The sequence below is a fragment of the Geomonas subterranea genome (genome assembly GCF_019063845.1).
GTDB lineage: Bacteria > Desulfobacterota > Desulfuromonadia > Geobacterales > Geobacteraceae > Geomonas > Geomonas subterranea.
This window is the reverse complement of the sequence record NZ_CP077683.1, coordinates 3362095-3387211: the sequence shown is the minus strand read 5'-3', so window position 1 is coordinate 3387211 and position 25117 is coordinate 3362095. Positions and strand designations below refer to the sequence as shown.

At 64.6% G+C, this 25117-nt stretch carries 19 protein-coding genes and 1 riboswitch; of the genes, 9 read left to right on the top strand and 10 right to left on the bottom strand.

Features of this window, described 5'->3' with window-relative positions; genetic code table 11:
- Positions 1-168: 168 nt before the first annotated feature.
- The 5 genes from KP001_RS14770 to KP001_RS14750 all read left to right on the top strand — a co-directional run bounded on the left by KP001_RS14770 (position 169) and on the right by KP001_RS14750 (position 4694).
- Positions 169-1674 carry a methylmalonyl-CoA carboxytransferase subunit 5S gene (locus KP001_RS14770; RefSeq protein WP_217286366.1) on the top strand — a complete coding sequence of 502 codons (1506 nt, stop codon included), beginning with the start codon at positions 169-171 and terminating at the stop codon, positions 1672-1674.
- 28 nt (positions 1675-1702) lie between these two features.
- On the top strand, positions 1703-3247 hold the full coding sequence (locus KP001_RS14765; RefSeq protein WP_217286365.1) for an acyl-CoA carboxylase subunit beta: 1545 nt from the start codon (positions 1703-1705) through the stop codon (positions 3245-3247).
- A gap of 10 nt (positions 3248-3257) precedes the next feature.
- On the top strand, positions 3258-3458 hold the full coding sequence (locus KP001_RS14760; RefSeq protein ID WP_217289684.1) for a hypothetical protein: 201 nt from the start codon (positions 3258-3260) through the stop codon (positions 3456-3458).
- A gap of 246 nt (positions 3459-3704) precedes the next feature.
- The gene (locus KP001_RS14755; RefSeq protein WP_217286364.1) at positions 3705-4112 is read left to right on the top strand and encodes a biotin/lipoyl-containing protein; all 408 of its coding nucleotides are present in this window, start codon (positions 3705-3707) and stop codon (positions 4110-4112) included.
- A gap of 117 nt (positions 4113-4229) precedes the next feature.
- Positions 4230-4694, top strand: a complete 465-nt coding sequence (locus KP001_RS14750) for a CHRD domain-containing protein (protein WP_217286363.1) — start codon at positions 4230-4232, stop codon at positions 4692-4694.
- 168 nt (positions 4695-4862) lie between these two features.
- Here the strand turns inward: KP001_RS14750 and KP001_RS14745 are convergent, their stop codons facing one another.
- From KP001_RS14745 to recC, 5 genes are all read right to left on the bottom strand, one after another.
- On the bottom strand, positions 4863-6185 hold the full coding sequence (locus KP001_RS14745; RefSeq protein ID WP_217286362.1) for a DNA recombination protein RmuC: 1323 nt from the start codon (positions 6183-6185) through the stop codon (positions 4863-4865).
- Between the two features lie 2 nt (positions 6186-6187).
- A complete protein-coding gene (locus KP001_RS14740; protein WP_217286361.1) occupies positions 6188-6985 on the bottom strand; it encodes an alpha/beta fold hydrolase in 798 nt (265 codons plus the stop codon).
- 78 nt (positions 6986-7063) lie between these two features.
- Positions 7064-8860: an exodeoxyribonuclease V subunit alpha gene (gene recD, locus KP001_RS14735; RefSeq protein WP_217286360.1), complete on the bottom strand. Its 1797-nt coding sequence runs from the start codon at positions 8858-8860 to the stop codon at positions 7064-7066.
- Between the two features lie 42 nt (positions 8861-8902).
- A complete protein-coding gene (gene recB / locus KP001_RS14730) occupies positions 8903-12262 on the bottom strand; it encodes an exodeoxyribonuclease V subunit beta (RefSeq protein WP_217286359.1) in 3360 nt (1119 codons plus the stop codon).
- Between the two features lie 125 nt (positions 12263-12387).
- Entirely contained in the window at positions 12388-15585 is a 3198-nt protein-coding gene (gene recC / locus KP001_RS14725; protein WP_239027792.1) for an exodeoxyribonuclease V subunit gamma, read from the bottom strand.
- A gap of 278 nt (positions 15586-15863) precedes the next feature.
- Between recC and KP001_RS14720 the strand changes: the two genes are divergently transcribed.
- The 3 genes from KP001_RS14720 (at position 15864) to KP001_RS14710 (ending at position 19307) form a co-directional block, all read left to right on the top strand.
- Positions 15864-16796 carry a polysaccharide deacetylase family protein gene (locus tag KP001_RS14720; RefSeq protein ID WP_217286358.1) on the top strand — a complete coding sequence of 311 codons (933 nt, stop codon included), beginning with the start codon at positions 15864-15866 and terminating at the stop codon, positions 16794-16796.
- Positions 16763-17890: an endonuclease/exonuclease/phosphatase family protein gene (locus tag KP001_RS14715; RefSeq protein WP_239027791.1), complete on the top strand. Its 1128-nt coding sequence runs from the start codon at positions 16763-16765 to the stop codon at positions 17888-17890. Before KP001_RS14720 ends, KP001_RS14715 begins: the two co-directional genes overlap by 34 nt.
- Before the next feature lie 214 nt (positions 17891-18104).
- A complete protein-coding gene (locus KP001_RS14710; protein ID WP_217286357.1) occupies positions 18105-19307 on the top strand; it encodes an acetate kinase in 1203 nt (400 codons plus the stop codon).
- A 210-nt stretch (positions 19308-19517) separates the two neighbouring features.
- On the opposite strand, the gene metX is transcribed toward KP001_RS14710, so the two are convergent.
- The 5 genes from metX to KP001_RS14685 all read right to left on the bottom strand — a co-directional run bounded on the left by metX (position 19518) and on the right by KP001_RS14685 (position 24631).
- Positions 19518-20621 (bottom strand): homoserine O-acetyltransferase MetX, encoded by a 1104-nt coding sequence (gene metX / locus KP001_RS14705; RefSeq protein WP_217286356.1) that lies wholly within the window; start codon positions 20619-20621, stop codon positions 19518-19520.
- 99 nt (positions 20622-20720) lie between these two features.
- Positions 20721-20819: riboswitch (SAM riboswitch) on the bottom strand.
- 87 nt (positions 20820-20906) lie between these two features.
- Positions 20907-21077: a hypothetical protein gene (locus KP001_RS14700; RefSeq protein ID WP_217286355.1), complete on the bottom strand. Its 171-nt coding sequence runs from the start codon at positions 21075-21077 to the stop codon at positions 20907-20909.
- Positions 21074-21937: an NAD(P)-dependent oxidoreductase gene (locus tag KP001_RS14695; RefSeq protein ID WP_217286354.1), complete on the bottom strand. Its 864-nt coding sequence runs from the start codon at positions 21935-21937 to the stop codon at positions 21074-21076. The genes KP001_RS14700 and KP001_RS14695 overlap by 4 nt, the downstream gene beginning before the upstream one ends.
- Before the next feature lie 109 nt (positions 21938-22046).
- Positions 22047-23777, bottom strand: a complete 1731-nt coding sequence (gene pabB, locus KP001_RS14690; RefSeq protein WP_239027790.1) for an aminodeoxychorismate synthase component I — start codon at positions 23775-23777, stop codon at positions 22047-22049.
- Complete coding sequence (locus KP001_RS14685) at positions 23774-24631, bottom strand: TIGR02757 family protein (protein ID WP_217286352.1); 858 nt, start codon at positions 24629-24631, stop codon at positions 23774-23776. Before KP001_RS14685 ends, pabB begins: the two co-directional genes overlap by 4 nt.
- Before the next feature lie 113 nt (positions 24632-24744).
- On the opposite strand from KP001_RS14685, the gene KP001_RS14680 reads away from it, so the two are divergent.
- Positions 24745-25116 carry a pyridoxamine 5'-phosphate oxidase family protein gene (locus tag KP001_RS14680; RefSeq protein WP_217286351.1) on the top strand — a complete coding sequence of 124 codons (372 nt, stop codon included), beginning with the start codon at positions 24745-24747 and terminating at the stop codon, positions 25114-25116.
- The last annotated feature ends 1 nt before the right edge of the window (position 25117 follow it).

The window sequence follows — 25117 nt, the reverse complement described above, 5'->3', positions numbered from 1 at the left end:
GGGTCCACTTCTTTGTCCATGCCGTCCACCTGCCGCTGCCCCCGGCCTCCGCCGGTCTCCCCTGTGCGTCCACCTGCGCTGCCAGCCCCCCACCTTAAAATAGAAATTAGTACTTGCCAATGAGTTTCCTTCCCGTAGACTATCCCTTCGTGACAAGGGGGGGGAAACATGAACCGTATCATCGACATCACCGAGCTGGCCCTGCGCGATGCCCACCAGAGCCTTATAGCCACCCGTCTGGGCATAGACGATATGATCCCTGCCTGCGAGGACCTCGACAACGCGGGTTTCTGGTCCCTGGAGTGCTGGGGAGGCGCCACCTACGATGCCTGCATCCGCTTCCTGAACGAGGACCCGTGGGTGCGCCTGCGGACCTTCAAGTCGCTCATGCCCAAAACACCGCTGCAGATGCTGTTGCGCGGCCAGAACCTCCTGGGCTACCGGCACTACCAGGACGAGGTGGTGGACCGCTTCGTCCAGAAGAGCGCGGAGAACGGCATCGACGTCTTCCGCCTCTTCGACGCGCTCAACGACCTGCGCAACCTGGAGCGCTCGGTCAAAGCCGTCAAGAAGGTCGGCAAGCACGCTCAAGGCGCCATCTCCTACACGGTGAGCCCGATCCACACCACCCAGGCCTACCTGGACCAGGCCAAACGCCTGGTGGAGATGGGGTGCGACTCCATCTGCATCAAGGACATGGCGGCGCTCATCAAGCCGCAGGCGGCCTACGAGCTGGTGCGCGGCATCAAGGAATATTGCGGCGAGCAGACCCGCGTGCAGTTGCACGTCCACGCCACCACCGGCGTCACCATGGTGAGCCTGATGAAGGCGGTGGAGGCGGGGGTGGACGGCGTCGACACGGCGGTCAGTTCCATGTCTCTCGGGCCTGGACACAACCCGACCGAGAGCTTCGTGGAGATGCTGGACCACACCGGCAACGCCACCAGGATCGATCTCGGCCGCATGCTGCGCGTGAAGGAGCATTTCTCCAAGATCCTGCCGCGCTACCGCGAGTTCCTCTCCACCGTGACCGGGGTTGAGACCGAGATCTTCAGGAGCCAGATCCCGGGGGGGATGCTCTCCAACATGGAAAGCCAGCTGAAACAGCAGGGGGCGGCCGATCGCATGCACGAGGTGCTGGACGAGATCCCGGTGGTGCGCAAGGACACCGGCTACGTGCCGCTGGTGACCCCCACGAGCCAGATCGTGGGGACGCAGGCGGTGCTGAACACGCTGATGGGGCGCTACAAGGTGCTGACCGGCGAGTTCGCCGACCTGATGCTCGGTTACTACGGGGCCGCGCCGGGAGAGCTGAACCCCGAGGTGGTGGAGATGGCCCGGCGGCACGCGAAGAAGGAGCCGATCAACGTCCGACCGGCGGACCTGCTCGAGCCTGAATGGGGCAAGCTGCGGGCGGCGGCGCTGCCGCTGGAAGGATGCGACGGCAGCGACGAGGACGTCCTCACCTACGCCCTTTTCCCCCAGGTGGCGCCCAAGTTCTTCGCCAGCAGGCACGAGGGCCCCAGAAACGTCGGCAAGGATCCCGCCACGGGCGCGTCCGAAACCAACATCCCCGAGGGGCACCCCGGCAAGATCACCGGCCCCGTCACCTACACGGTCACCCTGAGCGGGCAGCAGCACAAGGTCACCGTCGCGCCGTACGGCCAGGAATAGACGCCGCACCCGCCAAAGGAGCGCGCTCATGTCGATAGAGGAAAAGGTCAAGGAACTGAACGAAAGGAAAGAGAGGCTGAAGCTGGGGGGAGGGCGGACCAAGATCGATCAGCAGCACGCCCAGCAGAGCCTTACCGCGCGGGAACGGGTTGAGACGCTGCTCGACAAGGATAGTTTCCAGGAAGTCGGCCTCTTCGCCAGGCACCGCTGCACCAATTTCGGGATGGCGGGAAAGGAGTTCCCCGCTGAAGGCGTGGTGACCGGCGCGGGCACGGTGGGCGGGCGCCTGGTGCACCTGGCCAGCCAGGATTTCACCGTGGCAGGGGGCTCGGCGGGGGAGGTGCACAGCGACAAGATCGTCCAGTCCATGCTTTCGGCACTGAAGACCGGAACCCCCTTCGTTTTCATGAACGATTCGGGGGGCGCCCGCATCCAGGAAGGAATCGACTCCCTTGCCGGCTACGGCAAGATCTTCTACCACAACGTGATGCTCTCCGGCGTGGTGCCCCAGATTTCGCTGATCTGCGGCCCATGTGCAGGCGGCGCCGCCTACAGCCCGGCGCTCACCGACTTCATCATCCAGACCGCTAGCGCGCGTATGTTCATTACCGGCCCGTCCGTCATCAAGGAGGCCACCGGCGAGGAGATCACGGCCGAGGCGCTGGGCGGTCCTCTCTCCCAGATGAACTACGCGGGCGTGGCCCACTTCGTCGCCGAGAACGACCTGGTGGCGCTGCGCATCTGCAAGCGGCTCCTTTCCTTCCTCCCTTCCAACAACCTCGAGGACCCGCCGCAACTGCAAGCAGACGATGTAGTGGTGCCTGACAAGACGTTGAACACCGTGGTTCCCACCGACCCGAAGAAGGGGTATGACGTGCGCCAGGTGATCACGCGCCTGGTGGACGGCGGCGATTTCCTCGAGGTGCAGCCGCTGTTCGCGCCGAACATCGTGGTCGGTTTCGCAAGGATACTCGGGCGGAGCGTGGGTGTCGTGGCCAATCAGCCCAGCGTCCTTGCCGGCGCCCTCGATATCAACGCCTCCGACAAGGGGGCGCGCTTTGTCCGCTTCTGCAACGCGTTCAACATCCCGCTGATCACGCTGGTGGACGTCCCCGGCTTCCTGCCGGGCGTGCAGCAGGAGCAGGGGGGGATCATCCGCCACGGCGCCAAGATGCTGTTCGCCTACTCGGCGGCGACGGTTCCGAAGATCACCGTGATCATGCGCAAGGCCTACGGCGGCGCCTTCCTGGCGATGTGCGGCAAGGAGCTGGAGACCGACCGCGTCTTCGCCTGGCCCACCGCCGAGATCGCCGTGATGGGGCCGCAGGGGGCGGTCAACGTGATCTTCAGGAACGAGATCGCGCAGGCGGAAGACCCGCAGAAGAGGCGGCAGGAGCTGATCGAGTCCTACCAGGGCACCTTTGCCACTCCGTATGCGGCGGCCGGGCGGCGGGACGTGGACGACATCATCGAGCCCGCCGAGACCAGGCGTCACCTCGCCATGACGCTCGAAATCCTGCACACCAAGCGCGAGTTCAGGCCCATGAAGAAGCACGGGCTGATCCCGCTGTAAGGAGGAGACCGTGGAAGAGAGCGCAGGGGATCACGAGGAGATAACGCCCGAACTGCTGATGGTGATGTCGGCGTCGGTAGCGGCCTACCTGGGCAGGAGCGTCCGCATCCGGAAGGCGAGGTTCGTCGATCCGATGCAGGTCAATGCGTGGGGGCAGTCGAGCCGCGTGGTGCTGCAGGCTTCGCATAACCTCAACATTAGACATACGTAGGTTCTTTGCATGGGCAAGGTGCGATGAATGGGCAAGGCGATGCCCTCACCCCCCGCCCCTCTCCCATAGGGCGAGGGGAGACACCTCTCATCTCTCCCCTGAGGGGCAGCGGAGATGCCTCACGTCCCAGGGGGAGATGCCTCAATTCCCTCCCCCGGAAGGGGATGCACCCCACCGCCTCTCGTTCCAGTGGGGGGAGCGGCAACCGGATGCTTGCACCGAACAGCAGACGATAAGGAGACCACCGTGCAACTGATCATGACCATTGACGGAAAGAAGTACCGGGTGGACGTGGAAGTCGAGGAGGGCGAAGAGGTCCGGCTGGCCGAGTCCTATCCGACCACGACGGTGCAGGCGGCACCGGCGCCGATGGCCGGGATGCCGATGGCCGCTCCCACGCCGGTAACCGGCGCGCCGCCGGGAGGCGTGTCAGCGGGATCGGACAAGATCTGCCGCAGCCCGATAGCAGGCGTTGTCTTCAAGGTGGTGGCGCAGGTGGGGCAGCACCTCGAGGTAAATGACCTGCTCGTGATCCTGGAGGCGATGAAGATGGAGACCAACATCACCGCCCACATGTCAGGGAAGGTCGAGAAGATCCTGGTCTCCGTCGGGGAAGCGGTTCAGCCGGGGCAGGCCATCGCGGAATTCACATGATGGAGGGGCGATGTGCACCACGTCACTGAAACCGCCAAATTAATTGTATAGAGTTTTTTGAATATAAGAGATACAATCGGCACTAGTGGAGTACAAAGGCTGTAAAGGAGGCAAGCGATGAGAAAGGTTAGGCTGTTACTGCTGGTGTTGGTAGCCGCGTTTTTTGCTGTCTCAACCGGCTATGCCGCTGAGCACAGCTTCAAGACGAAATTGACCCCTAAAGAGGAAGTCGGCAAGCCTGACGCCAAATCTTCAGGCAAGGCTGAATTCAAGCTCACTAAAGATGGCAAGGAGCTGACCTACAAGCTCTACGTCAAAAACGTCGTTGATGCCAGCGCGGCACATATCCATGTCGGCAAAAAAGGTGAGAACGGCCCGCCGATCGTCGGACTCTTCAGCGGTGGCAAGAAAGGGAAATTCTCGGGCGTGCTCTCCGAGGGTAAAGTCGGTGCCAATGACCTGATGGGCGACTACAAAGGGAAATTCGACGAACTGGTCAAACTCATGAGGTCCGGGGACACCTACGTGAACGTTCACACCGACAAATATCCGGACGGCGAGATCCGCGGACAGATCAAATAACGCAGCGGTTATCCCGGCTGCATCATAAAGCCCGTCGGCAGCGGTCCTTTGGACCACCTGCCGGCGGGCTGTTTTTTTTGGGCACAACGAGGGAGGGTGGCATCATTTACGCGAGTTGCGGCTTCACCCACCCCCCGGCCCCCTCCCGTCAAGGGAGGGGGGGGAAGACTAAGCCTCGTCGATCAGCACCACCTCACCCGGTTCGATATCGGGTCCGGCGGGGAGTTCCACACCCAGAAGCCCCTTAGCCTCGTGCTCGGGCAACTCCTCGATCCCCTGCATCTTGCGCTGGATCCGGCGCGTCCTGGTCGCGGCGGTGTCGATGCTGGAGGAAGCCTCGTCGAGCTTCTTCCTCGTTTTCTCCAAGAGGGTGCCAAAGGTCATGAACTCGGTCTTGATGGCGCCCAAAAGCCGCCAGACGTCGCTGCTGCGCTTTTCGATGGCGAGCGTCCTGAAGCCGAGGCTCAGGGAGGAGAGCAGGGCGGCGATGGTGGTGGGACCGGCGACGATGACCTTGTGCTCGCGCAGGATGGTGTCGAAAAGTCCGGGGCGGCTCAATACCTGCGCATAGCTCGCCTCGTTGGCAAGGAACATCACGCCGAAGTCGGTGGTCTCGGGAGGGGCGAGATACTTGTCGCAGATCAGTTTGGCCATCCCCTGGACCGTCTTGTCGAACTGCCTGGTGGCCTCGAGAACGGCAGCCTGGTTCCCCTGCTCCTGGGCTTCCACCAGGCGCAGGAAGTCCTCCTGCGGGAACTTGGCATCGATGGGGAGCCAGAGCGGCTTGTCGCCGCGCCCGGGGAGCTTCACCGCGAACTCGACACGGGCGTCGCTCCCCGGCTTGGTCGCCACGTTGGCGCCGTACTGGTCCGGGGTCAGGATCTGCTCCAGGAGGTTGTGCAACTGCACCTCCCCGAGCGTGCCGCGGGTCTTGATGTTGGAGAGGACCTTTTTCAGGTCGCCCACGCCCGAGGCCAGCGACTGCATCTCGCCCAGCCCCTTGTGGACCTGCTCCAACTGCCCGCTCACCTGCTTGAAGGACTCGCCCAGGCGCTTTTCTAGGGTTTCGTGCAGCTTCTCGTCCACCGTGGCCCGCATCTGCTCGAGCTTCTTGGAGTTGTCCTCCTGCAGCCACTTGAGCCGCACTTCCACCGTCTCGCGCAACTTGTCCAGGCGCTGCTCGTTGCTGGCGGTGAGGTTGGCGAGCTGCTGGGTGAACCCTTCCATCTGGCCCTTCTGCAGCGAGGCGATATCCACCATCCTCTTTTGCACAGCTTCTCCGAAGTTGCGCAGGTTCCCCCCAAGCTCCTCGCGGTTGCGGCGCAGTTCGTCCTGCAGGGTCCGCTCCAGCCGCTCCACTCCCTTTTCCAGCTGATCGAAGCGCGCCTCCGACGAGGAAAGTCGCTTCAGGTTCAGGTAGCACAAAAGCGCCACCACCAGTGTGGCGGCCAAAAGCAGCAGGGTGATCAATTGCAGGGCGTCGGCGCTCATGGTTACTCCGGCAGCGACTTCAGGAACTGGATCATGCAATCGTTGAAAATCCCGGGTTGCTCCATGTTGACCATGTGGCCGGCCTTCTCGATGACGCGGCTCTGGCAGCCGGTGAGTCCTTTTATGAGCGTCCGGGCGGTCTCGGCTGGCGCTGCGCGGTCCTCGGCTCCGGCGATGACCAGCGAGGGGTGCCGGAAGGAGGGGAGCATCTGCGTGTAGTCCTTCCGGACGCTCATGGCGAGCAGGCCGCCGGCGAGCCCCTTCGGATTGGTCTCACGCATCCACGAGGTGACGCGGGCGATCAGTTCCGGCCTCTCCTGGGCAGTGTCCGCGGCGAAGAGGAGTTCGGCGAAGATCTTGATGACCGGGTTCGCTCCCAGCCGTTCCGCTTCCGCGGCCATGGCCTTTCTACGTTCACGTCCCGCCTCGTCATCGGCGTTACTCCTGGTCGCGATGAAGCAGGCTGCGCGGACCCGGTCCGGGTAGCGCTCCAAGAGGTTCATGAGGATGTAGCCGCCCATGGACATGCCGCCGACCACAGCCTGCTCGATGTTAAGGGAATCGAGCAGCGCGATGATATCGTCGGCAAAGCGGTCCATGCTGTAGCCGCCTGCCGGGGCGTCGCTGGCACCGAAACCGCGCAGGTCGGGAGCGATGACGCGGTAGCCTGCCTCGGCAATGGGCTTTAGTTGCGGTTGCCACATCTGGCGGTTCAAGGGGAAGCCGTGGATGAGGAGAACGGCGGGGCCGGTGCCAACGTCGTCGTAGGCGAGATTTATATCATCAACAGTGATGTTCATGGTTGCTCCTTGTAGGTTCTCTCCTCTGTTCGAGGAGGTGGGCGGGCGAATGATTATTCGCCCCTACGGCTCTTTTATTCAGTTTCCCCACAGTCTTTCGCGCAGACCGGATCTTCTGGTTACGCGGCGGCCGACTGCGGTGACAAAGAGGGGTTGGTCGGCAAGGAGCTCGACTGATTTCTTCGCCCTGGTTATTGCCGTATAGATAAGTTCCCGCGTCAACACCGGGTTGTCGCGGTCGGGGAGGACCAGGAGCACCTTGTCGAACTCGGAGCCCTGGCTCTTGTGCACGGTCATGGCGAAGGCGCACTCGTACTCGGGGAGCCTCAGCGGCAACACTTTCCTCATCCCGCCGGAACCGGTCGGGAAGAACGCGCGCAGTTCGCCGCCGTTCCCGGCGTCGGGGAGGATCAGGCCGACGTCGCCGTTGAACAGGCCCAGGTTGTAGTCGTTCCTGGTGATCATGACCGGTTCGCCGGCGTAGCAACGGCCATGCGGATCGATGAGACCTGCCTGCGCCAGCCGCTGCCGCACCAGTACGTTGATCGCCTCGACGCCGAACGGGCCGCTGCGCATGGCGCACAGGATGCGGAACCGGCTGAACTCGGCGAAGGCTTCTTCCGGTGTCTGCGTGCGCAGGTATGCACCGTAGCCGTCGGTGATGCGTCTGGCGAGGGCTTCCGCGAGGCCGGGTGCGGGAGGGAGCGAGGCGAGCGAGACCCCGGCGAGGGCCGGGTCGAGGCAGGCGGAGAGGGCTCCGTGGGCGTCTCCCGAGTTGACCAGGGAGGCGACCTTGCCGATGCCTCCGGAGGACGAGAAGCGGTAACTCTTGCGCAGCAGCACCACCGCATCGCCCAGCGGACCTATCCCAGGCTGTACGTCGACCGCGTCACCGGCCACGTCGGCTGAAAGCTCCGCGAATTCGGGAGAGAAACCGTGCACCCCGCCGGTGTCGCACATGTCGCCAAGGATGGCCCCGGCTTCGACGGAGGCAAGCTGGTCCCGGTCGCCCAAAAGGATCAGGCGGGTATCCTGCCGCAGCGCACAGACGAGCTTCGCCATGAGCGGCAGGGACACCATCGAGGCCTCGTCGACGATGACGACGTCGTAGGGGAGCGGGTTGTCGCTGTTGTGGCGGAAGCCGCTGGAACCCTTCAGGTAGCCGAGCAGCCGGTGCAGGGTGAAAACCTCCTCCGGAATCAGCCCGCGCACCTTCGGATCGGCCTTTTCGAGGCCTCCGGATATCGATTCTTTCAGGCGTGCCGCTGCCTTGCCCGTCGGCGCCGCCAGCGCGATGCGGAGGGCGCTGCCGGTTCCGGAGATTTCCGACTGTTCCAGCAGCAAAGAGAGCACCTTGACCACCGTCGTGGTCTTCCCCGTGCCGGGGCCACCGGAAATGACGCAGAAACGCCTGGTGACCGCGGCCAGGGCGGCGAGGCGTTGCCAGTCGGTTTCTCCCGGCGTGGGCGGAAACAGGCGTGCCAGTCCCTGTCGCAACGGTTCCCGGTCGAACGGCGCGGGTTCTCCCCGTTTCAGGATGGCCTCGGCCAACTCGTTCTCGTAGCGCCAGTAGCGCTGCAGGTAGAGCCGGCCGGCGTGGTCCAGTATGAGCGGCTTGAATTCCCCGGCGGCGCCTACCACCGGCGAGGCTTGCAGCCGCTCGCGCCAGGAGTTGGCGGATTCGAGGCGATATCCCGCTGCGCGACCTTCCTCGAGTGCGGTTTCCAGGTCGAGGCAGACGTCGCCTCCGGTCACCCCGCGGCTTAACAGCGCGGCGGCCGCTTCCAGGTACTGGTCGCGGCTCCCCGCCAGGCGGCAGATGAAAGCGGCGAACTGCCGGTCTATGTCGTCGAGCTGAACTCCTTCAGGAGCCATGTCACCACCGTATCCCTTTTATCCCCTTCATCCCTGTTTGCGTCAGTACAGATCCAGGCTCAACTGCCCCTCGACCGCACCCTTCCTGGACTTGTTGCCGGCTCCCCCCCGCCCCTTGGGAGAGGGGAGCGCCTCAGCAGCCCCCCGCACGGTTTCCGGCAGCAGCACACCGGCGAGCTCGGCTATGAACTCCTTGGGGGGGCGGTCGGCGAAGACGCCGTTGCCGGTGCCGTCGATGCCGCGCAGGAAGAGGTAAAATACACCGCCGAAATGACGGTCGTAATCGTAATCCTCGATGCGCAGCCTCAGGTAGTTGTCGAGCGCCACGGTGTAGAGGAGGTACTGCAGCGGGTAGAAGCTGGCTTCCATCTCCCTTTTCAGGGCCGCCTGGCCGTACTCTCCGGGGGTGTTGCCGAGATGGTTGGACTTCCAATCCACGATGTAGTACCGCCCGTCCTGCTCGAATACCAGGTCGATGAAGCCGAGCAGCATCCCCCGTACCGGCGAGAAAGAGAGACGGCCGCACAGTTCCGCCATGTCCACCGGGAACGCGGCCGCGGCGCCATGCTGGGCCATGAAGCGCGTGACGGCGTCCTTGAGCCCATCGGAGGTGACGTGGGCCAGCGGGAAGAAGAATTCCAGCTCGGTCAAACGCCGCTCTGTGGTCACCTGTGCAAGGTTGATCCCCTTTTCTCCTAGCGGCGCCTGCAGCACGTTCAGCACCATGTCGCGCACGGCGCCACTCCATTCGGCGGCGAAGCCATGCTTGTCCAACTCGTCCTCGATCAGCGGTGCCAGAAAGTGTTCGGCCTGCGTGAAGTCGAGCTCCTCGAATACCTTGTGCAGGAAGATGCCGGCCTTGGCCCCCTTGGGGAAGGCGAAGATGCCGGCCGGTTCGACCTCGCGCACCGGGCTTTCCTCGACCGGCGTCGTTTCGTCGCGGTCGGGGAGTTCGGCGGTGTGATGCTGGCGGCTGGAAAGGGAGGTGAAGCTCGCCACGCGCCAGTCACGGGCGATGGTGCCGGTAAAGCGAAGCGGTGCCAGTGCGGGCACCTCGTCGTTGCCGGCGCGGAAGCCAAGGAGGTCGGCTCCCGGCATATCCAGCTGTTCCATGGCCCCGGCGGAAGCGGCGGACAACTCGGCCAGGCGCTCCCTGATATCCTCGTCGGAGAGCGTCACCTGCCCCTTCACCACGTCCTGGCCGGGGTGCAGCAGGTAGTGCAGCGAGCTCTCGCCTGCGTCCTTGAAGGCGCCCCAGATGACGTAGGTGCGGTGCTTGCCCCGGGTGAGCGCGACGTAGAGGAGCCGCAGGCTCTCGGCAAGCGCCTCCTGCGCGGCTTGCGCCTTGCTCTGTCCGATCTCCTCGGAGCCGATGTCGAGCACCACCTTGCCGTTGTCGTCATGGAAGAGCGCCCCTTCGTCCTTGCCGCCAGTCTCGGCCCAGCAGAAGGGGAGGAAGACGATGGGGTACTCGAGCCCCTTGCTCTTGTGGATGGTCACCAGTTGGACCGCCGCCTCGTCGGTCTCCAGGCGGACTTCGTACTCCTCCTTCTTGGGCTCCTCGGTGACGCGGCAGGAGAGCCAGGCGACCACCCCTTCCATCCCCAGACGCTCCTTCACCTGGGCCTGGTGGATGGTCTCGATGGCGTGCAGGACGTTGGTGATGCGCCGCTCCCCCATCGGCCCGGCCAGGAGCCGCTGCCGCACCTTGCGCCGCTCCAGGAACTGCAGGGCCATGGCCATGCAGGAAGAGGAGTTCCAGGTGTCGTGGTACTCCCGGAATTCCTCCAGGACCTCCTCCCACTTCTCCTCGTCGTCGATCAGTTGCGCCAGTTCCGATCCGGTAACGCCTACCAGTTCTGTTGCGAGCGCCCCGCGTAAGAGCGCCTCGTGCCCGGGCTGGGCTACCGCCGAGAGGAGCCGCAGGAGTTCCGCCGCCTCATCCGATTCGAACAGGTTTCCCGCACTGCAAAGGACGCTCGGGATACCCCTGCGGCTAAGCGCCTGCTGCATCAGCCTCGCCTGCCGGTTGGCCCGCACCAGTACCGCCACGTCGCGCGGCCGGACCGGCCGCGGCACCCAGCGCTCCTCCTCCCCATCCTGCCGGAGCTCCTCGATGGTGAGCTTTCCCGCCGCGCCGTCGCGCAGGATGCGGGCGATCTCGGAGGCCACGGTTTCCGGGAGGAGCTCCCACGCCTCCCCCTTGTTGATCGGCTTGCCCGCTTCCTTGCGCGGCGCGACCCAGAACGTGAGCGGTGCCTTCCGTTCACCACCCTCGGTAAGGATGCTCCGCTCCTTGGGAGCCGCCTCCACCTCGTTGAAGCCGATCTTTTCGTGCAGGAAGGGGAGTTCCCGCGAGGTGAAGAGCTTGTTCACGGCCCTGATCAGCCCCGGCTCGGAACGGAAGTTCTGCAGGAGGGTGTGGCGCTGCTCGGTCGCCTCGGCCGCCCCGAGGTAGGCGAAGATGTCGGCGCCGCGGAAGCTGTAGATCGCCTGCTTCGGGTCGCCGATCAGGAAGAAGGGGGCCTCGTGCCCCACCGGGTAGACGGCGTCGAAGATGGCGAACTGGACCGGGTCGGTGTCCTGGAACTCGTCGATGAGGGCCGCCTGGAAGCGCTCCCTGATAAGCCGCGCCAGCGAAGAGCCGGGGCGGGTCAGGGCGGTGTGCAGGTCGCCCAGGAGATCGTCGAAGCCGCGCACGTTCTTGAGCCGCTTTCTTTTGGGGAGCTCGGCGCGCAGGTAGTCGAAAAAGTTCCGCCGCAGCGCCAGGAGCCAGTCTGCGACCTCCTCCGTGCCGGCGGGAGGATCGGGGATGACGCGCGCGTAAGGATCGCTGCAGACCCTCTTGGCGAGCTTGAGCAGAGACTCGGGCGTGATCCTGGCATGGTCGGCCGCGGCGATCCGGTCAACGGGCTCGCCGTAGCAGTTGATGCGCCAGTAGTCCTGGGCTATCTCCTTGAGGATCTTCCCCTGGTCGGTCAGAAGTTCGGTATCGCACAGCGAGCCGCTTTCGAAGGGGTTGTCCTGCAGCATCCTCTGGCAGAAGCCATGGATGGTGAAGATGGCGGCCTCGTCGAAGCCGCGCACGGCGCTCGCCAGCAGGCGGCGCGCCTTGGCCTTGTCGGCGGTCCGCTCCACGAGCCCCGCGATGAGGAAATCGTCGCTGGTGCCGGTGTCGAAGGCGGTTTCGGCGTCCTTGAGCTTCTTGCGGATGCGCTCCTTGAGCTCCTTGGTGGCGGCCTCGGTGAAGGTCACCACGAGGATGCGCGACACGTCGAGCTCCTCCTCCAGCACAAGGCGCAGGTAGACGCCGGCGATGGTGAAGGTCTTGCCGGTGCCGGCACTCGCCTCGATCAGGTTGCGCCCGCCAAGCGGGGTATGCAGGAGGTCAAATCTCTTCATTCGTATCCTCCCTCTCACGGTGGGAGAGGGGCGGGGTGAGGGCGTCGCCCTCATCCGGTCTGCGGCCACCCTCTGCCACCGGGAGAGGGGATGGCGGGGGAGTCGTTACTTCTTTCTGCCGCTCTTCACCTGGTTATCCAGGATAGGGTCCCAGACCCCCCGGGCCAGGGCCTGGAACTCCTCGTCCAGCGGGGGATCTTCACCGAAGCAGCGGCGGCAGTACTCGTCCTGGCCGTCCCCCTTTTGAATTCGCCCCCCCGCCACGCCGTGGCGGCGGCGCCGAGCGCCTTCCCCGCATGCTTCGGCTCCCGGGCGTTTTTGGCGTACTCGAACGAGGTGTCCGGGAAGAACTTCAGCGGGTGGCTCATCCCCCTCTGGTAGAGCTCCAGGAGCTGGTTCAGGTGCTCCTCGCTCCCGGAGATGGCGGGGAGGTGGACGGTGCCCTTGGCCGCGATGAAGGTGCTCTCCAAGGGATAGCCATCCGCCTTCGCGCAGTTGAGCGCCAGGTGCTCGATCCAGAGCCGCAGCTGGTCCTTGGGCTTCAGGTCGGTGTAGCGGTAGCGCACCATCCGGTCGTTTCTCAGGTTTTCCAGCCGTCCGATGATGCGCCCGGCGGGGAGCTTCAGGTCGATGTCCAGGGGAAGAAGAGGATCGCCCGTGCAAACCTCTTCGACCTTGGCCGCGAATTCGGCCGCCGGCTCGCCCAGCTTCTGGTACAGCGCGGCACCGCAGACCCCGGGTGGGAGGTCGCCGCGGGCGCAGGCAACGGCGAAGGGAACTTCCAGCGCATCACCGCGCAGCACCGCTGCCACGATTTCCTGCTCCAGCTGGTATTTCTCCAGCGAACCGAGCGCGAACGGCTCCACCTCTTCCAGCGGGTCGTCCCCCTCCACGATGCGGACGCCCAGCCTGCGCCGCAACAGCTCCTTGGACGGGTTGCACAGGAAATCGGCCAGGGCCTTCAGGGGGACGGTCGACGCCTCCTCCCACGGCGGGAGGGGGGAGGCCAGAAACGGCGCGGGGGGGGCGGGAGGGAGAAGCTTCGCCTGCGCCCCGGCGCAGTTTTGCTGCGAGTAGCTGAAGTGCCCGTTGTCGCCGGAGAAGTATCTGGGACTGAACGGCTGCAGCGGGTGGCGCCGCGCCTCACCGGCGGGTCTCCCCTCGGAGGTCACGAAGCACCTGGCCAGGTAATCCTGCAGTTCGCTCACCAGCACGCAGGGGGGGAGCTCGGCGTTGTCCTTGATGCTCTGCCCCACGTAGCTTATGTGCAGCCGCTTACGGGCGGAGAGGAGCGCCTCCAGGAACAGGTAACGGTCCTCGTCGCGTGGCGAGCGGTCGCCGGGGCGCCGCTCCCTGGTCATGAGGTCGAACCCCTGTGCGGGGTTTCCGCGCGGGAACCGCCCCTCGTCCATGCCGATCAGGGCGACCACCGGGAACGGGATGCTGCGCATCGGGAGCATGGCGCAGAAGGTGACCCCGCCGGTAAGAAAGCCAAGGCCGCGCTCGGAGCTCCCCAGTTGCTGCTCCACCCAGTAGCGCACCACCTCGAGCCCGATCTGTTCCTCGAACCCGGCCTGGCCGCCGCACTCCCCCAGTTTTTTCACGATCTCGATCAGGGAGAGGAACTCACGTTCCCCCTCCTGGTCGGGGAGGATGAAATCATCCAGGATACGGCGCAGGACCGGTACCCACTCGGCGGGGACGCGGGGGGTGGAGAGCGCCTGCGTCTCGGCGAAGAGCTTTTCACAGAAGGCGAGGAAGCGTCCCAGCACCAGCGCCACGCCCCCCTCCATGTCGTCGAAGGGAAGGATGCCGTTGTAAAAGGAGCGCCCGTCGCCGCTCATGGCGTACCCCAGGAGCAGCCGGTCCAGCCCGGCGGACCAGGAGTTCTCGTGGAAGGGGGGGACACCGTGTTCCGCGCGCTGGGCGGCATCGATGCCCCACCTGATGTTGGCCCCCCTGAGCCAGTCGCGCACCGTCTCCAGGTCGTCCTCGCTGAGGCCGAAGCGCCGCGCCACCGGCGCCGACTCCAGGATGTCCAGCACGGTGGCCACACCGTACCGGCCGCCGCACAGCCCGAGAATGGACAAAAGCGCCTGGGCCGCCTCACCTTCGTTCTTTAAGCTGCGGTCGGCGATGGAATAGGGGATGCGTTCGGCGCCGCTTTCGGGGCTGCCGAACACGGCGGAGATGTAGGGGGCGTAGCTTTCGATGTCCGGGGTCATCACCAGAACGTCGCGGGGCGACAGGGAGGGGTTCGAGTCGAATACCGAGAGCAGGGTGTCGTAGAGCACCTCGACTTCGCGCATGGGCGAGTGGCAGGAGTGCACCTCGAGGGAGAGATCCCCGGCGTCAAGCTGGCGTACCCCGGCCTCGGCGCCGCGCAGCTCCACGATGTCGGCCTGGACTTCGTGGAGCAGTGCGCCCTGCGGCAGTTCGGAGAAGCTGTCCTGCCTTTCGTGCTCACCGCAGCCGTCGATGATCGCGTCGAAGAAGTCGCGTCCCAGCTTTCCCCAGGAGGCGAGCAGGGGGTTGCCGGTCTCGTACCATTGCTCCGTCCCCCCACTCTCCTTATCGAGCCGGGCCAGCTCGCGCTCCGACACGATTTCCCCCCAGTACTGGCGGCAGGGGTTGAGGAGGAACAGGTTCACCTCGGCGTGGCGGGCGAGGCGGGCCAGGACCTCGAGGTGGAAGGGGGGGAGCGAGGGGATGCCGATAACGGAAATGCGCCGCTGTTCGGGGAGCCGGCCGTCGTCGAGCGCCTTGCGGAACTCATGCAGCAGTCGGGCGCGGTGCTTTTGGGTGATCCCGGCAGTGAGGGAGCGCCAGAGCTGCGCCTGCCAGTGATCTTCCCTCCCCTGCTCCCATTCCAGGAGTTTTTCCGGGCGGTAGACGGTGTAGCGGTCGAAGGTGTCCGCGACGCGTTGGGCGAGCTGCATCCGCTTCAGCCCGTCGGCGTCATCGCGGAGATACGCCGCAATCTCCTCGAACCCCGGCGTGCCGGCCGACTGCCGTAAAAGGTCGAGGATTCTCCAGGTCATGACCTCGGGAGAGAACAGGGGGGCTTCCTCGGGCGCGTCGGGGAGGACCTTGGCGAAGACCCGCTCCACGAAACGGTTCGGGAAGAGGAACTCGCCGTTGGCCCAGACGCCGATCCTCGCCGCCAGCTCCATGGAGAGCCAGCGCTGCATGCCCTTGCTCTGCACCACGATCAGCTCCTTGTCGAACGGGTGGGCGGGCGCGCGCCGCGGCGCGCGGACCACCTTTTCCAGGCGGTCCACCAGGTGTTCCATCAGGTTGCTGGTGTGGATGTACAGGGGCATCGGTCCTCGTGGTTCGGGGGCGTACGGGGTTTTCGGAGGGGGGAGGACCCACCCTCGCGGACGGGTGAACATACCATATCCGCCCGCAGCTGTCTCGGTCAAAAGAGGTCTCCGCACCGGGCCGTCCCCCGCTTTCGGGGGGCTTGCATTGCGCGCGGCTTTGGATATATTTTGTCTTTGTGTTTCCTAATTAATTCGCATTACCGGATTGTTTCCCCTTCACCTTCTACCCGCGGACTCCAGGGATCAGGGCCCGCGGGGCATGCAAAGGAGAGGTCATGAAGCCTTTCATCGAAGAGGCCCTCGCACGCGCTTACTACCAGGTCAAGCCCTGGATGTCGCGTCGGCTTCAAATCATGTTGCGCAGCGTCGTCGCGAAGTACAAGCGCTACATCTTCCAGAACGTCTGGCCCATAGACCCCGAAGCGGGCGCAATGCCCCCCGGTTTCCAGGGGTGGCCGGATGGAAGACGGTTTTCAGTGGTGCTGACGCACGATGTCGATACGGCGCGCGGCGTGGCGCGGTGCGAGCAACTCATGGCCCTCGAACAGGAGTTGGGCTTTCGCTCCTCCTTCAACTTCGTGGCTCATGACTACCATCTCCCCCCCGCCTTGCGTAAGAAGCTGGTCGCCCACGGTTTCGAGGTGGGGGTGCACGGCCTGGAGCATAACAGGAAGCTTTACGAGTCACCCGAGACCTTCGAAGAGCATGCCGTGAAGATCAACAACTACCTGAAGGAATGGGGAGCCGTCGGCTTTCGCTCCCCGTGCGTCTACCATAATTTCGAATGGCTGCACCGGCTGGACATCGTCTACGAGGCCTCGGCCTTCGATACCGACCCCTTCGAGCCGCAGTCAGACGGGCTGAAAACGATCTTTCCGGTGCACCAGACCAAGGTCCCGGGAAGGGAATACGTGGTGCTCCCCTACACGCTCCCCCAGGACTTCACGGTGTTCATCCTGTTTCGGGAGAAGGACATCACCATCTGGAAGGAAAAACTGCGCTGGATCGCGGAGCATGGTGGCATGGCCCTGCTGATCACCCACCCCGACTACATGAGCTTCGATGGCAATGTAGATTACGACGAGTATCCTCACCACCTGTACCGGGAACTGCTGGACCATATCAAGACGGAGTACGAAGGGCAGTACTGGCACCAACTGCCTCACGAGGTGGCATGTTTTTGGAACAAGAGCATGTGCAAGCCTTGAAGCACGGCGCCGGCGGGGCAAAGGAACACCCCGCCGGCGCCAAGGGAGGCAGGCGGATGAGTATGTTCAACTGGCTCCTGGGACTGAATGCGGCCTACATCGTGTTGCTGGCCGCCATCACCATTCTCAATTGGGCAGGCCCGGACCGCTTCTGGGCCGGCGCCTTGAACTTCTACCTCCCCCAGTTCATCTGGGCGGCTCCGGGGCTGCTGCTGGCCCTTGCCGCCTGCCGCGGCGCAAAAATCCTGGTGTGGGTGCCACTTCTGGGAGTCCTGTGGGTTTTGGGGCCGATCATGGACTGGCACTGGGCTCCGCGCAAGGCGTGGGCCAATTCCCCGCAGACGCTGCGGGTGATGACCTGGAACGTCAAGTACGGCAAACGGGACCTGATGCCGCTCGTCGAGGAACTGGCAAGGAGCCGTCCCGACATCATCCTGTTCCAGGACGCGGTGGATGCCGGGGACGGGCCGCTGTCCGACTACCTGGCCGGGTGGCAGATGCACAACGAAGGGCAGTACCTGGTTGCCAGCAGGTTTCCCATCTCCGATGTCGAGGTCCATGATCTCCCCTACCACGAGAGGAAGGGGGAATCCTTCCTGCGTTGCCGGGTGCAGGTCGGCTCCCGCGACATCTCCCTGTACAACGTCCACTTCAAGACCCCCAGAAGAGGCTTGAACGCCTTCCGCAAGGCGCGGCGGGGCGCCTGGTACATCCCCAAGGCCATCGACCGCTTCGAGGCCAACGTGGATACGCGCCTCAGGCAGGCACAGGCGGTGTCCGGGTACCTGGCACAGGAGAAGGGGGAGGTAGTCGTCGCCGGCGATTTCAACTCGCCTGACCACTCGCTGGTCTGTGAGACCCTGAGAAAAGCCGGCCTCGTCGACGCCTTCGCCCGGGGGGGGAGGGGGTACGGTTACACCTACGGGCATTTCCTGCTCAAGAACAAGGTCCCCTGGCTGCGGGCGTCCTGGATGCGCATCGACCACATCATGACCACCCCCGGGATCAAGGCGCAGCGCTGCTGGGTCGGGACCCGCAGGGCCTCGGATCACCGTCCCGTCATAGCCGACTTCTTCCTCAGTGATTCCCGTTAGTTTCCTTTTGTCATACCCGTTACTGTTTGCACTTTTCAACAGATAGTGCTAGTTATGGACGTTCCGTCAATGCGAGACCGTGAAGACCGCGGCATCCCACCGATCATACTCTCCACACGTATCGTAGCTGACATCCCGGTACCTCTCCCGGTTGATACGCAACTAGCAGCGGGCACGGCTGAGCTTTCTCCTGCCCGGATCGGAGTTTCGCAGCATGCTGATTCTCACCCTGAACTGCCGTAGGTTCTCGGCGCAATACCAACTCTACAACTGGGGCAAGCAGGCCCTTTTGGCCACCGGCAAGGTGGAAAGAATCGTGGTAGGAGATTCCTTCCTGACCCACCGGGTACCCGGGGCGGACCCAAAGCACCTGGAAGGGGAGTGCGCGGATCACAAGGATGCGCTGCGGCTGATTCTGGATACCCTGGCCGGAGAGGGGTTGATCTCGGGCGTCAGCGATATCAAGGCCATCGGGCACCGCGTGGTGCACGGGGGAGAGCGCTTCACCAGATCGGTGCTGATCGACGAGGACGTCGTCGAGGCGATCAGGGAGGTGGCGACACTCGCGCCGCTGCATAACACCCCCAACCTCGCCGGCATCCGTGCCGCGCAGGAACTACTGCCGGAGCTGCCCCAGGTAGCCATCTTCGATACCGCTTTCCACCAGACCATGCCCGAGCCGGCCTACATGTACCCGCTTCCCTACGAGTGGTACCAAAAGCACGGCGTCAGGCGTTACGGCTTCCACGGCCAGTCCCACCTGCACGCCGCAAGGAGAGGTGCGGAGCTCGCCGGGGTGGCGCTGGAGAGTTCCAACATGGTCACCATCCACACCGGCAACGGCGTCTCTCTCTGCGCCGTGAAAAACGGCATGTCGGTCGACACCAGCATGGGGCTCACCCCGCTCGAGGGTGTCATGATGGGGACCCGCTGCGGGGACATCGATCCCGGCATCATCCCGTTCATGGCCAACGAGGCGGGTGTTTCGGTGACGGAGCTCGACCTGTTCCTGAACCAGAAGAGCGGCCTGGCCGGCATCGTGGGACGCCGGGTCAGCCGTCGGACCGTGGTGGACGAGGCGGTAGTCGGTGACCCCCGCTGCCAGCTCGCGCTCGACATGGAGGCCTACCGGCTGAGGAAGTACCTGGGCGCCTACATCGCCGTCACCGGCAGGCCGGATGCCATCGTGTTCACCTACGGAGAGGGATGGGAGGACTGGCCGGTGCGCGGCATGGCGCTCCAGGGGATGAGCCAGTTCGGCATCGAGGTGGATCTGAAACGGGACGAGGAGGCGCTCAAGGGAGGCGAGGAGATGCTGATCAGCGCGGACCACTCCCCGGTCAAGGTCTTCGTGGTCCCAAGCGGCGAGGACCTGGTGCTCAACGAGGACGTCGCCGCCATCATGGGGTGGCAGTAGCGGCAAGCCTGTGAAAAGAAACGACGAAGGGCGGATGACTCGATAATCATCCGCCTTTTTTTCTGTAGGGGCGAATAATCATTCGCCCCAGCCGCCGATGCCCGACCGCCGTTAATGGCGAGATGGCAACGGTGCCAACGGGGCGAATAATTATTCGCCCCTACAGGTTTTCCGATGTGCGGATCCAGTAATGCCGGTTGCGCGAGGCGTCTAGGTTCCGATTCCGTCCAGGAACTGCTGCACCATGGGCGTGAAGGTCTGGTGTTCGAGCAGGAAGGCGTCGTGGCCGTAGGCCGAGGTGATCAGGTGGTACTCCACCGGCTTGCCCAGCTTCTGGAGCGATGCGACCATCTCCTCGGTCTGCGCCGGCGGGTAGAGCCAGTCTGAGGTGAAGGCGAAGAACTGGATCGGCGCCCGCACCGGCTCGAAGGCCTCCTCCAGTGACTCGCAGCCGGCGGCGACGTCGTAGAGGTCGAGGGCCTTGGCCAGATAGAGAAAGGAGTTGGCGTCGAAGCGGTCCACGAAGTTGTAGCCGTTGTAGTTGAGGTAGCGCTCCACCTCGAACTGGCCGAAGAAGTCGAATTGGCCGTCGCGGGCGGAGAAGCGGCGCCCGAACTTGGAGGTCATGGACTCGTCAGAGAGGAAGGTGATGTGGCCGATGCCGCGGGCCAGCGCCAGCCCGTCCTTGGGGTTCTTGCGGTACTCCCCCTTCTTCCAGGTGGGATCGTTGAAGATCGCCCAGCGCGCCACGGCGTTCAGCGAGATTGCCTGCGCCGACGGGCGCGGCGTGGTGGCCAGCACCACCGCAGAGGCGACCCTTTCCGGGTACTGCGTCGCCCACTCGAGGGCCTGCATCCCCCCCATGCTGCCGCCTAGAACGCAGAAGAGCTTGTCGATGCCGAGCCGGTCCAGGAGCAACGCCTGGGCGTTGACCATGTCCCGCACCGTGATCACCGGGAAGGCCAGGTTGTAGCGCTTGCCGGTCTTCGGGTTTACGGAGGTCGGTCCCGTGGAGCCGAAGCAGGAGCCGATCACGTTGGAACAGATGACGAAGTAGCGGTCGGTGTCCAGAAGGGAGCCGGGGCCCACTATGTCGTCCCACCAACCCGCCCGCTTCTCGTCCTCGCTATGGCGGCCGGCCAGGTGCGCGCTACCGGTCCAGGCGTGGGTCACGAGGATCGCGTTGGAGCGTTGCTCGTTCAGGGTGCCGTAGGTTTCGTAGGCGATGTCGATCGGCCCGAGGATGCGGCCGCTCTCCAGGCGCAGTTCGGTGTCGAAGGTGGCGATTTGTTCATTCACGATGCCGTAGGACATGTCTCTCTCGTACTTTCGGGTGCCGGCCGGCGGCACAAAAAAAGCCCCGTCTCGGTGTGAGAAGGGGCTTTTCGGGTGTGACAATAGCTAAAAGCGCCTTTCTCATCTTCGCCTTTCGGCAGGATTTAGCACCTGTCGCCCAATGGGCCGGTTGCTGTGGCTTCGCAGGGCCTTTCCCTCCACCACTCTAGATAAGCAGGTCTTTCTATTCAGTTTTCGGGTGCAGAATAAGGGAGCCGCTCCTATTTGTCAACGGCAAACTGCGCCCCAGGTTCACGACCCCTGCTACAACTCCCGGCGGTATTTGACCAGGAGGTACAGGCAGGCTGCACCCGCCACGAACATCCCGATGTCGCGAGGCCAGGGGACCGGCTTGTCCAGGCCCGACTGTATCAGCGGGTCCAGAAGTGCGGTGGTCAGAAGCGTCACCCCGGCAAAGGAGAGGAACTTTTTCATGAGGTGATGGCCTTCAGGACCGCGCAGAAGTCGCGGTCGGCAAGTCCCATCCCCTTCGCCCTCTTGAAGCTCTCATTGGCGGCAGCGGCGGACGGCAGCGGCTGGTTCAAGGAGTCCCCCAGGGCGACGGCCAGGCGCATGTCCTTCTGCATGTGCTTGAGCGGGAAGGCCGGGTCGAAGAGCCCCTGCGTCATCTGGGCCCCCTTCAGCTTGAACATCGGGTTGGCCAGGGCCCCCGAATCGAGCACGTCCAGAAGGTCGGCGCTGGAGAGGCCGGCCTTGTCGGCGAGGGCGAGCCCTTCGCAGAAGATGGTCATCATCCCCCCCATCACCATGTTGACGATGAGCTTCATCTCGGCGCCGCGCCCCACCTCCCCCAGGAACAGGCTCTTCTTTCCCATCTTCTCGAAGAGCGGCATGGTCTGGTCGAAGAGGCCGTGGTCGCCGGCGGCGAGGATGATCAGGGTGCCGTCCTCCGCAGGTTTCTTGCTTCCGGAAACGGGCGCCTCCAGGAACCTCCCCCCCTTGGCGGTAACCGCCGCTGCGATCTCCTGGGCCGTGGCGGCGTCGACGGTGGACATGTCCACGTAGCCGCGCCCCGAGCCGATCCCTTCGAGCGCGCCCCGGGGTCCGAAACAGACCTCATGGGCCGCGGCGGGGTCGGCCAGCATGGCGATGGTGATGGCGCAGGTCGAAGTCACCTCCGCCGGCGTCGCCGCGACGGCCGCGCCGAGTGCCGCGAACTCCTCGCATTTGGCCGGGGAGCGGTTCCACACCTTGACCTTGAAACCCGCCTTGATGAGGTTTTTGGCCATGGCGCTCCCCATGATGCCCAGCCCTAAAAAGCCGTACGTTTCCATAGTGATGTCTCCTTTAATCTGAAATAGCGGACTCGCTTGTCGGCACCCTCCGCGGAAGGGTCCGGCCGGCAGCCGGGAGAGGTGGGCGCGGGGCGGGTGCGGAGGTCGCTCATGGTACCAGTGTCACCCGCCGCCACCCGCGCACCGAGTTTACCAGAAAAACCACCTCGGCCCGTGCCAGGTCCTCCCTGCTCAGGACCCGCTCCTCGATGGTTCCTTGCGCCAGCAGCTCCTGGCGCAGGGTGCCGGGGAGGAGGCCGCAGCCAAGGGGGGGAGTGCATTTCGTGCCGTCGATCACGGCGATCAGGTTGCTGTAGGCCCCTTCGGTCACCTCGCCACGCTCGTTCTCGAAAATCACCTCGTCCAGTTCCGGGCGGTGGGCACGTTCCTGGTGGAAGAGTTCCCGGCGGCTGGTCTTGTGGTAGAGAAAGGGATCGGCGGAGCTGACGCGCTGTCGCGCGAAGGCAGCCTTCACTTCCCGCGCCGCCCCGGGGAGCGGCGCAGCTTCGCAGCGGAGGCACCCGTCCTTGAAGAGGAGCAGGCGCACCTTGTGGGGCGCCGATCTGTCGAGCCCGGCCGCGGTCTCCTCCAACGCCCGTCGCGGCGCGCCCTCGGCGAGGGGGAAGGAGAAATAGCGCGCCGAGCGCTCCAGTCGCTCCAGGTGCCGCTCGAGCAGGAAGTAACCCCGCTCGTCGTGCAGCAGCGACTCGATCAGGTGGAATTCCGGCCGCTGCTCCTCGATGAAGGCTCGCTTGTCCAGGCACTCGCGGTATTCCGCCTCCGGCCGGGAGTCATAGGTGATACCGCTCCCGATGCCGATCTCGCCCTGACCGGTCTCACAGTCGAGGATGGCGGTGCGGATGGCAACGCTGAAGAGCGCCTCGCCACCGGGAGAAAAATAGCCGAGGCAGCCGGTGTACAGCCCGCGCGGTGCTCTTTCCAACTCCCCGATGATCTCCATGCTGCGTCTCTTGGGGGCGCCGGTCACCGAGCCGCAAGGGAATAGGGCCCGGAACAGTTCCAGCGGCGTCACCCCTTCCCCGACCCGGGACTCTATGGTGGAGGTCATCTGGTGCACGGTCGGGTGGCTCTCCACGTCGAAGAGCGCGTTGACCCGGACCGAGCCTGTCCGGGACACCATCCCCATGTCGTTGCGCAGCAGGTCGACGATCATCAGGTTCTCCGCTACTTCCTTGGGGCTTCGCCTGAGTCGCTCCTTCAGGTCCAGGTCTTCTTCGTACCAGCGGCCGCGCGGGGCGGTCCCCTTCATGGGGCGGGTGACCAGCCGCCCGCCGGAGAGGGAGAAGAACAGCTCGGGCGAGGCCGACAGCACGCGCCACCTGCCGCACTCGAGGTAGCAGTTGTAGCGGGTGGGCTGGTTGCGGCAGAGTTCGCTGAAGAAGGAGCGGGAGCAGCCGCTGAACGCGAAGCGCTGCCGCATGGTGTAGTTGACCTGGTAGCTGTCTCCGGCGGCGATCAGTTCCCGGATCTGCTGCACGGAGTCCCGATACCTCTGCGAACCGGGGGTGGTCTGCCAGTCGGAGCAGCGGAAGGGGGCGCCGTGCTGCGGAAAGGTTTCCGCATTCCGCCCGGTGAAGAGACCGAACCACATGAGCGGCATCGGGTGCCCGGGCGTCGTGCTGAAGGCATCGTTGAATGCCTCGTTGAGGGCGCCGGCGGCCTCGTAGCAGACAAAGCCGGCGGCGTGGAGCCCCGCTGCCACCTGGCGCTGCAGTTCCTCGAAGGCGGGCTGCACCTCCCCCGGCGTCGATGCGACGATCGCACCGACCTGCCCGGTGAAGGCGAAACCGTGCAGGTATGCCGGGAAAGGGTGCGTCACGTGGGGCCTGCGGAGCAGATGTCGCCGATCGGGCAGGCGGCGCATTTGAGGCGGTCCTTGCCGTCGCACCCTTCCGAGATCCCGAGGTGGCAGATGGAGAAGTCATACTTCACCGGGTCGGCGGGATCCAGTTCGCGCAGGGCGCGGGTGATCTCGCGGGCCATGCGCCAGTCCGCCTGCTTGCGGCTGGTGAAGCCGAGGAAGCGGCAGATGCGCTGGATGTGGGCGTCGACGGGGATGACCAGCTGCGCGGGGGAGATGCCCTGCCAGATGCCGAGGTCGATGCCGTCGGCCGGGCGCACCATCCACCTGAGATACATGCAGAGTCTCTTGCAGGCGCTCCCCGAAGCGGGGGAGGGGAAGAAGAACGGGAAATAGGAGTCCGCGGGGACGCCGCCGGGGCCGAATACGGGGGAGAGGTCGAGGTTCTTCACCGCCTCGGAAAAACCGGAGAGGGCCCCCGTCAGGTCCTCGTCCGCCGGGGTGTAGAAGCGCAGCAGCCACTTCTCTATGGAGCCTCCCTCCTCGATCATGATGCGGCAGGCGAAGAGCAGGGCGCAGAGGTCGCGTGCGTCGTTGAAGCGGTGCTTGAACCCGGCGAAGAGACGGCTCCCCTCCTCCGGGTCGAAGCGCTCCACGAAGCGGCGCGGGGAAGGTCCCATCACCTCGAAGATGACTGCCAGGTTCTTCTTGATGATCTTGACGTTGCCGTAGGCGAAGGAGGAGGCCACCAGCCCGGCAACTTCCTGGTCCGGGGGATCCTGGTAGCGGTGGCAAAACGAGAGCGGGTCGTTGGCCAGGTGGGCCTGGGAGCGGTTCCGGTACAGTGCTTCGAGTATGGTTTTCAGCTCCACGTGCCCTTCCTTCGCTGCGGCCGCCCCGGTGTCGGCGCGGTAGACAATTGGTTCGAGCCTGCTAGATTATCATAGTTGCTTCATCAGCTTAAAGAGAAAAGGGGGCGGAACACATGAAGCTTGCGGAACTGTTTCCGGAAGGGGGGCGCGGCATCCTCGGCACGGCCGACGCGAACGGAGTGGTCAATCTCGCCGTCTTCGCCATACCTCATGTAGTCGACGACGAAACCCTGGCCTGGGGCTTTGGCGACGGGCGCAGCATCGCGAATCTGAGGCAGAACCCGCATGCGAGCTACCTGTACCTGGCACCGTCGCGAGGCTACAGCGGCTGGAGGGTGACCCTCACGATGATCGAGGAAAAGGGTGAAGGGGAGCTGCTGGGCGAGATCAAGGAGCGGACCGCGCTGGTGGCGAGCCCGCAGGCAGGTGCCGCGGTTTCCCGCGTCGTTTATTTCAAGGTCGGTGAGGTCCGGCCTCTCATGTGAG

Excerpts from the sequence above, each read along its gene's own strand:
- KP001_RS14770 (WP_217286366.1), top strand. The coding sequence starts at position 169 with ATGAACCGTATCATCGACATCACCGAGCTGGCCCTGCGCGATGCCCAC.
- KP001_RS14765 (WP_217286365.1), top strand. The coding sequence starts at position 1,703 with ATGTCGATAGAGGAAAAGGTCAAGGAACTGAACGAAAGGAAAGAGAGG.
- KP001_RS14750 (WP_217286363.1), top strand. The coding sequence starts at position 4,230 with ATGAGAAAGGTTAGGCTGTTACTGCTGGTGTTGGTAGCCGCGTTTTTT.
- KP001_RS14745 (WP_217286362.1), bottom strand. The coding sequence starts at position 6,185 with ATGAGCGCCGACGCCCTGCAATTGATCACCCTGCTGCTTTTGGCCGCC.
- KP001_RS14740 (WP_217286361.1), bottom strand. The coding sequence starts at position 6,985 with ATGAACATCACTGTTGATGATATAAATCTCGCCTACGACGACGTTGGC.
- recD (WP_217286360.1), bottom strand. The coding sequence starts at position 8,860 with ATGGCTCCTGAAGGAGTTCAGCTCGACGACATAGACCGGCAGTTCGCC.
- recB (WP_217286359.1), bottom strand. The coding sequence starts at position 12,262 with ATGAAGAGATTTGACCTCCTGCATACCCCGCTTGGCGGGCGCAACCTG.
- recC (WP_239027792.1), bottom strand. The coding sequence starts at position 15,585 with ATGCCCCTGTACATCCACACCAGCAACCTGATGGAACACCTGGTGGAC.
- KP001_RS14720 (WP_217286358.1), top strand. The coding sequence starts at position 15,864 with ATGAAGCCTTTCATCGAAGAGGCCCTCGCACGCGCTTACTACCAGGTC.
- KP001_RS14715 (WP_239027791.1), top strand. The coding sequence starts at position 16,763 with ATGTTTTTGGAACAAGAGCATGTGCAAGCCTTGAAGCACGGCGCCGGC.
- KP001_RS14710 (WP_217286357.1), top strand. The coding sequence starts at position 18,105 with ATGCTGATTCTCACCCTGAACTGCCGTAGGTTCTCGGCGCAATACCAA.
- metX (WP_217286356.1), bottom strand. The coding sequence starts at position 20,621 with ATGTCCTACGGCATCGTGAATGAACAAATCGCCACCTTCGACACCGAA.
- KP001_RS14700 (WP_217286355.1), bottom strand. The coding sequence starts at position 21,077 with ATGAAAAAGTTCCTCTCCTTTGCCGGGGTGACGCTTCTGACCACCGCA.
- KP001_RS14695 (WP_217286354.1), bottom strand. The coding sequence starts at position 21,937 with ATGGAAACGTACGGCTTTTTAGGGCTGGGCATCATGGGGAGCGCCATG.
- KP001_RS14680 (WP_217286351.1), top strand. The coding sequence starts at position 24,745 with ATGAAGCTTGCGGAACTGTTTCCGGAAGGGGGGCGCGGCATCCTCGGC.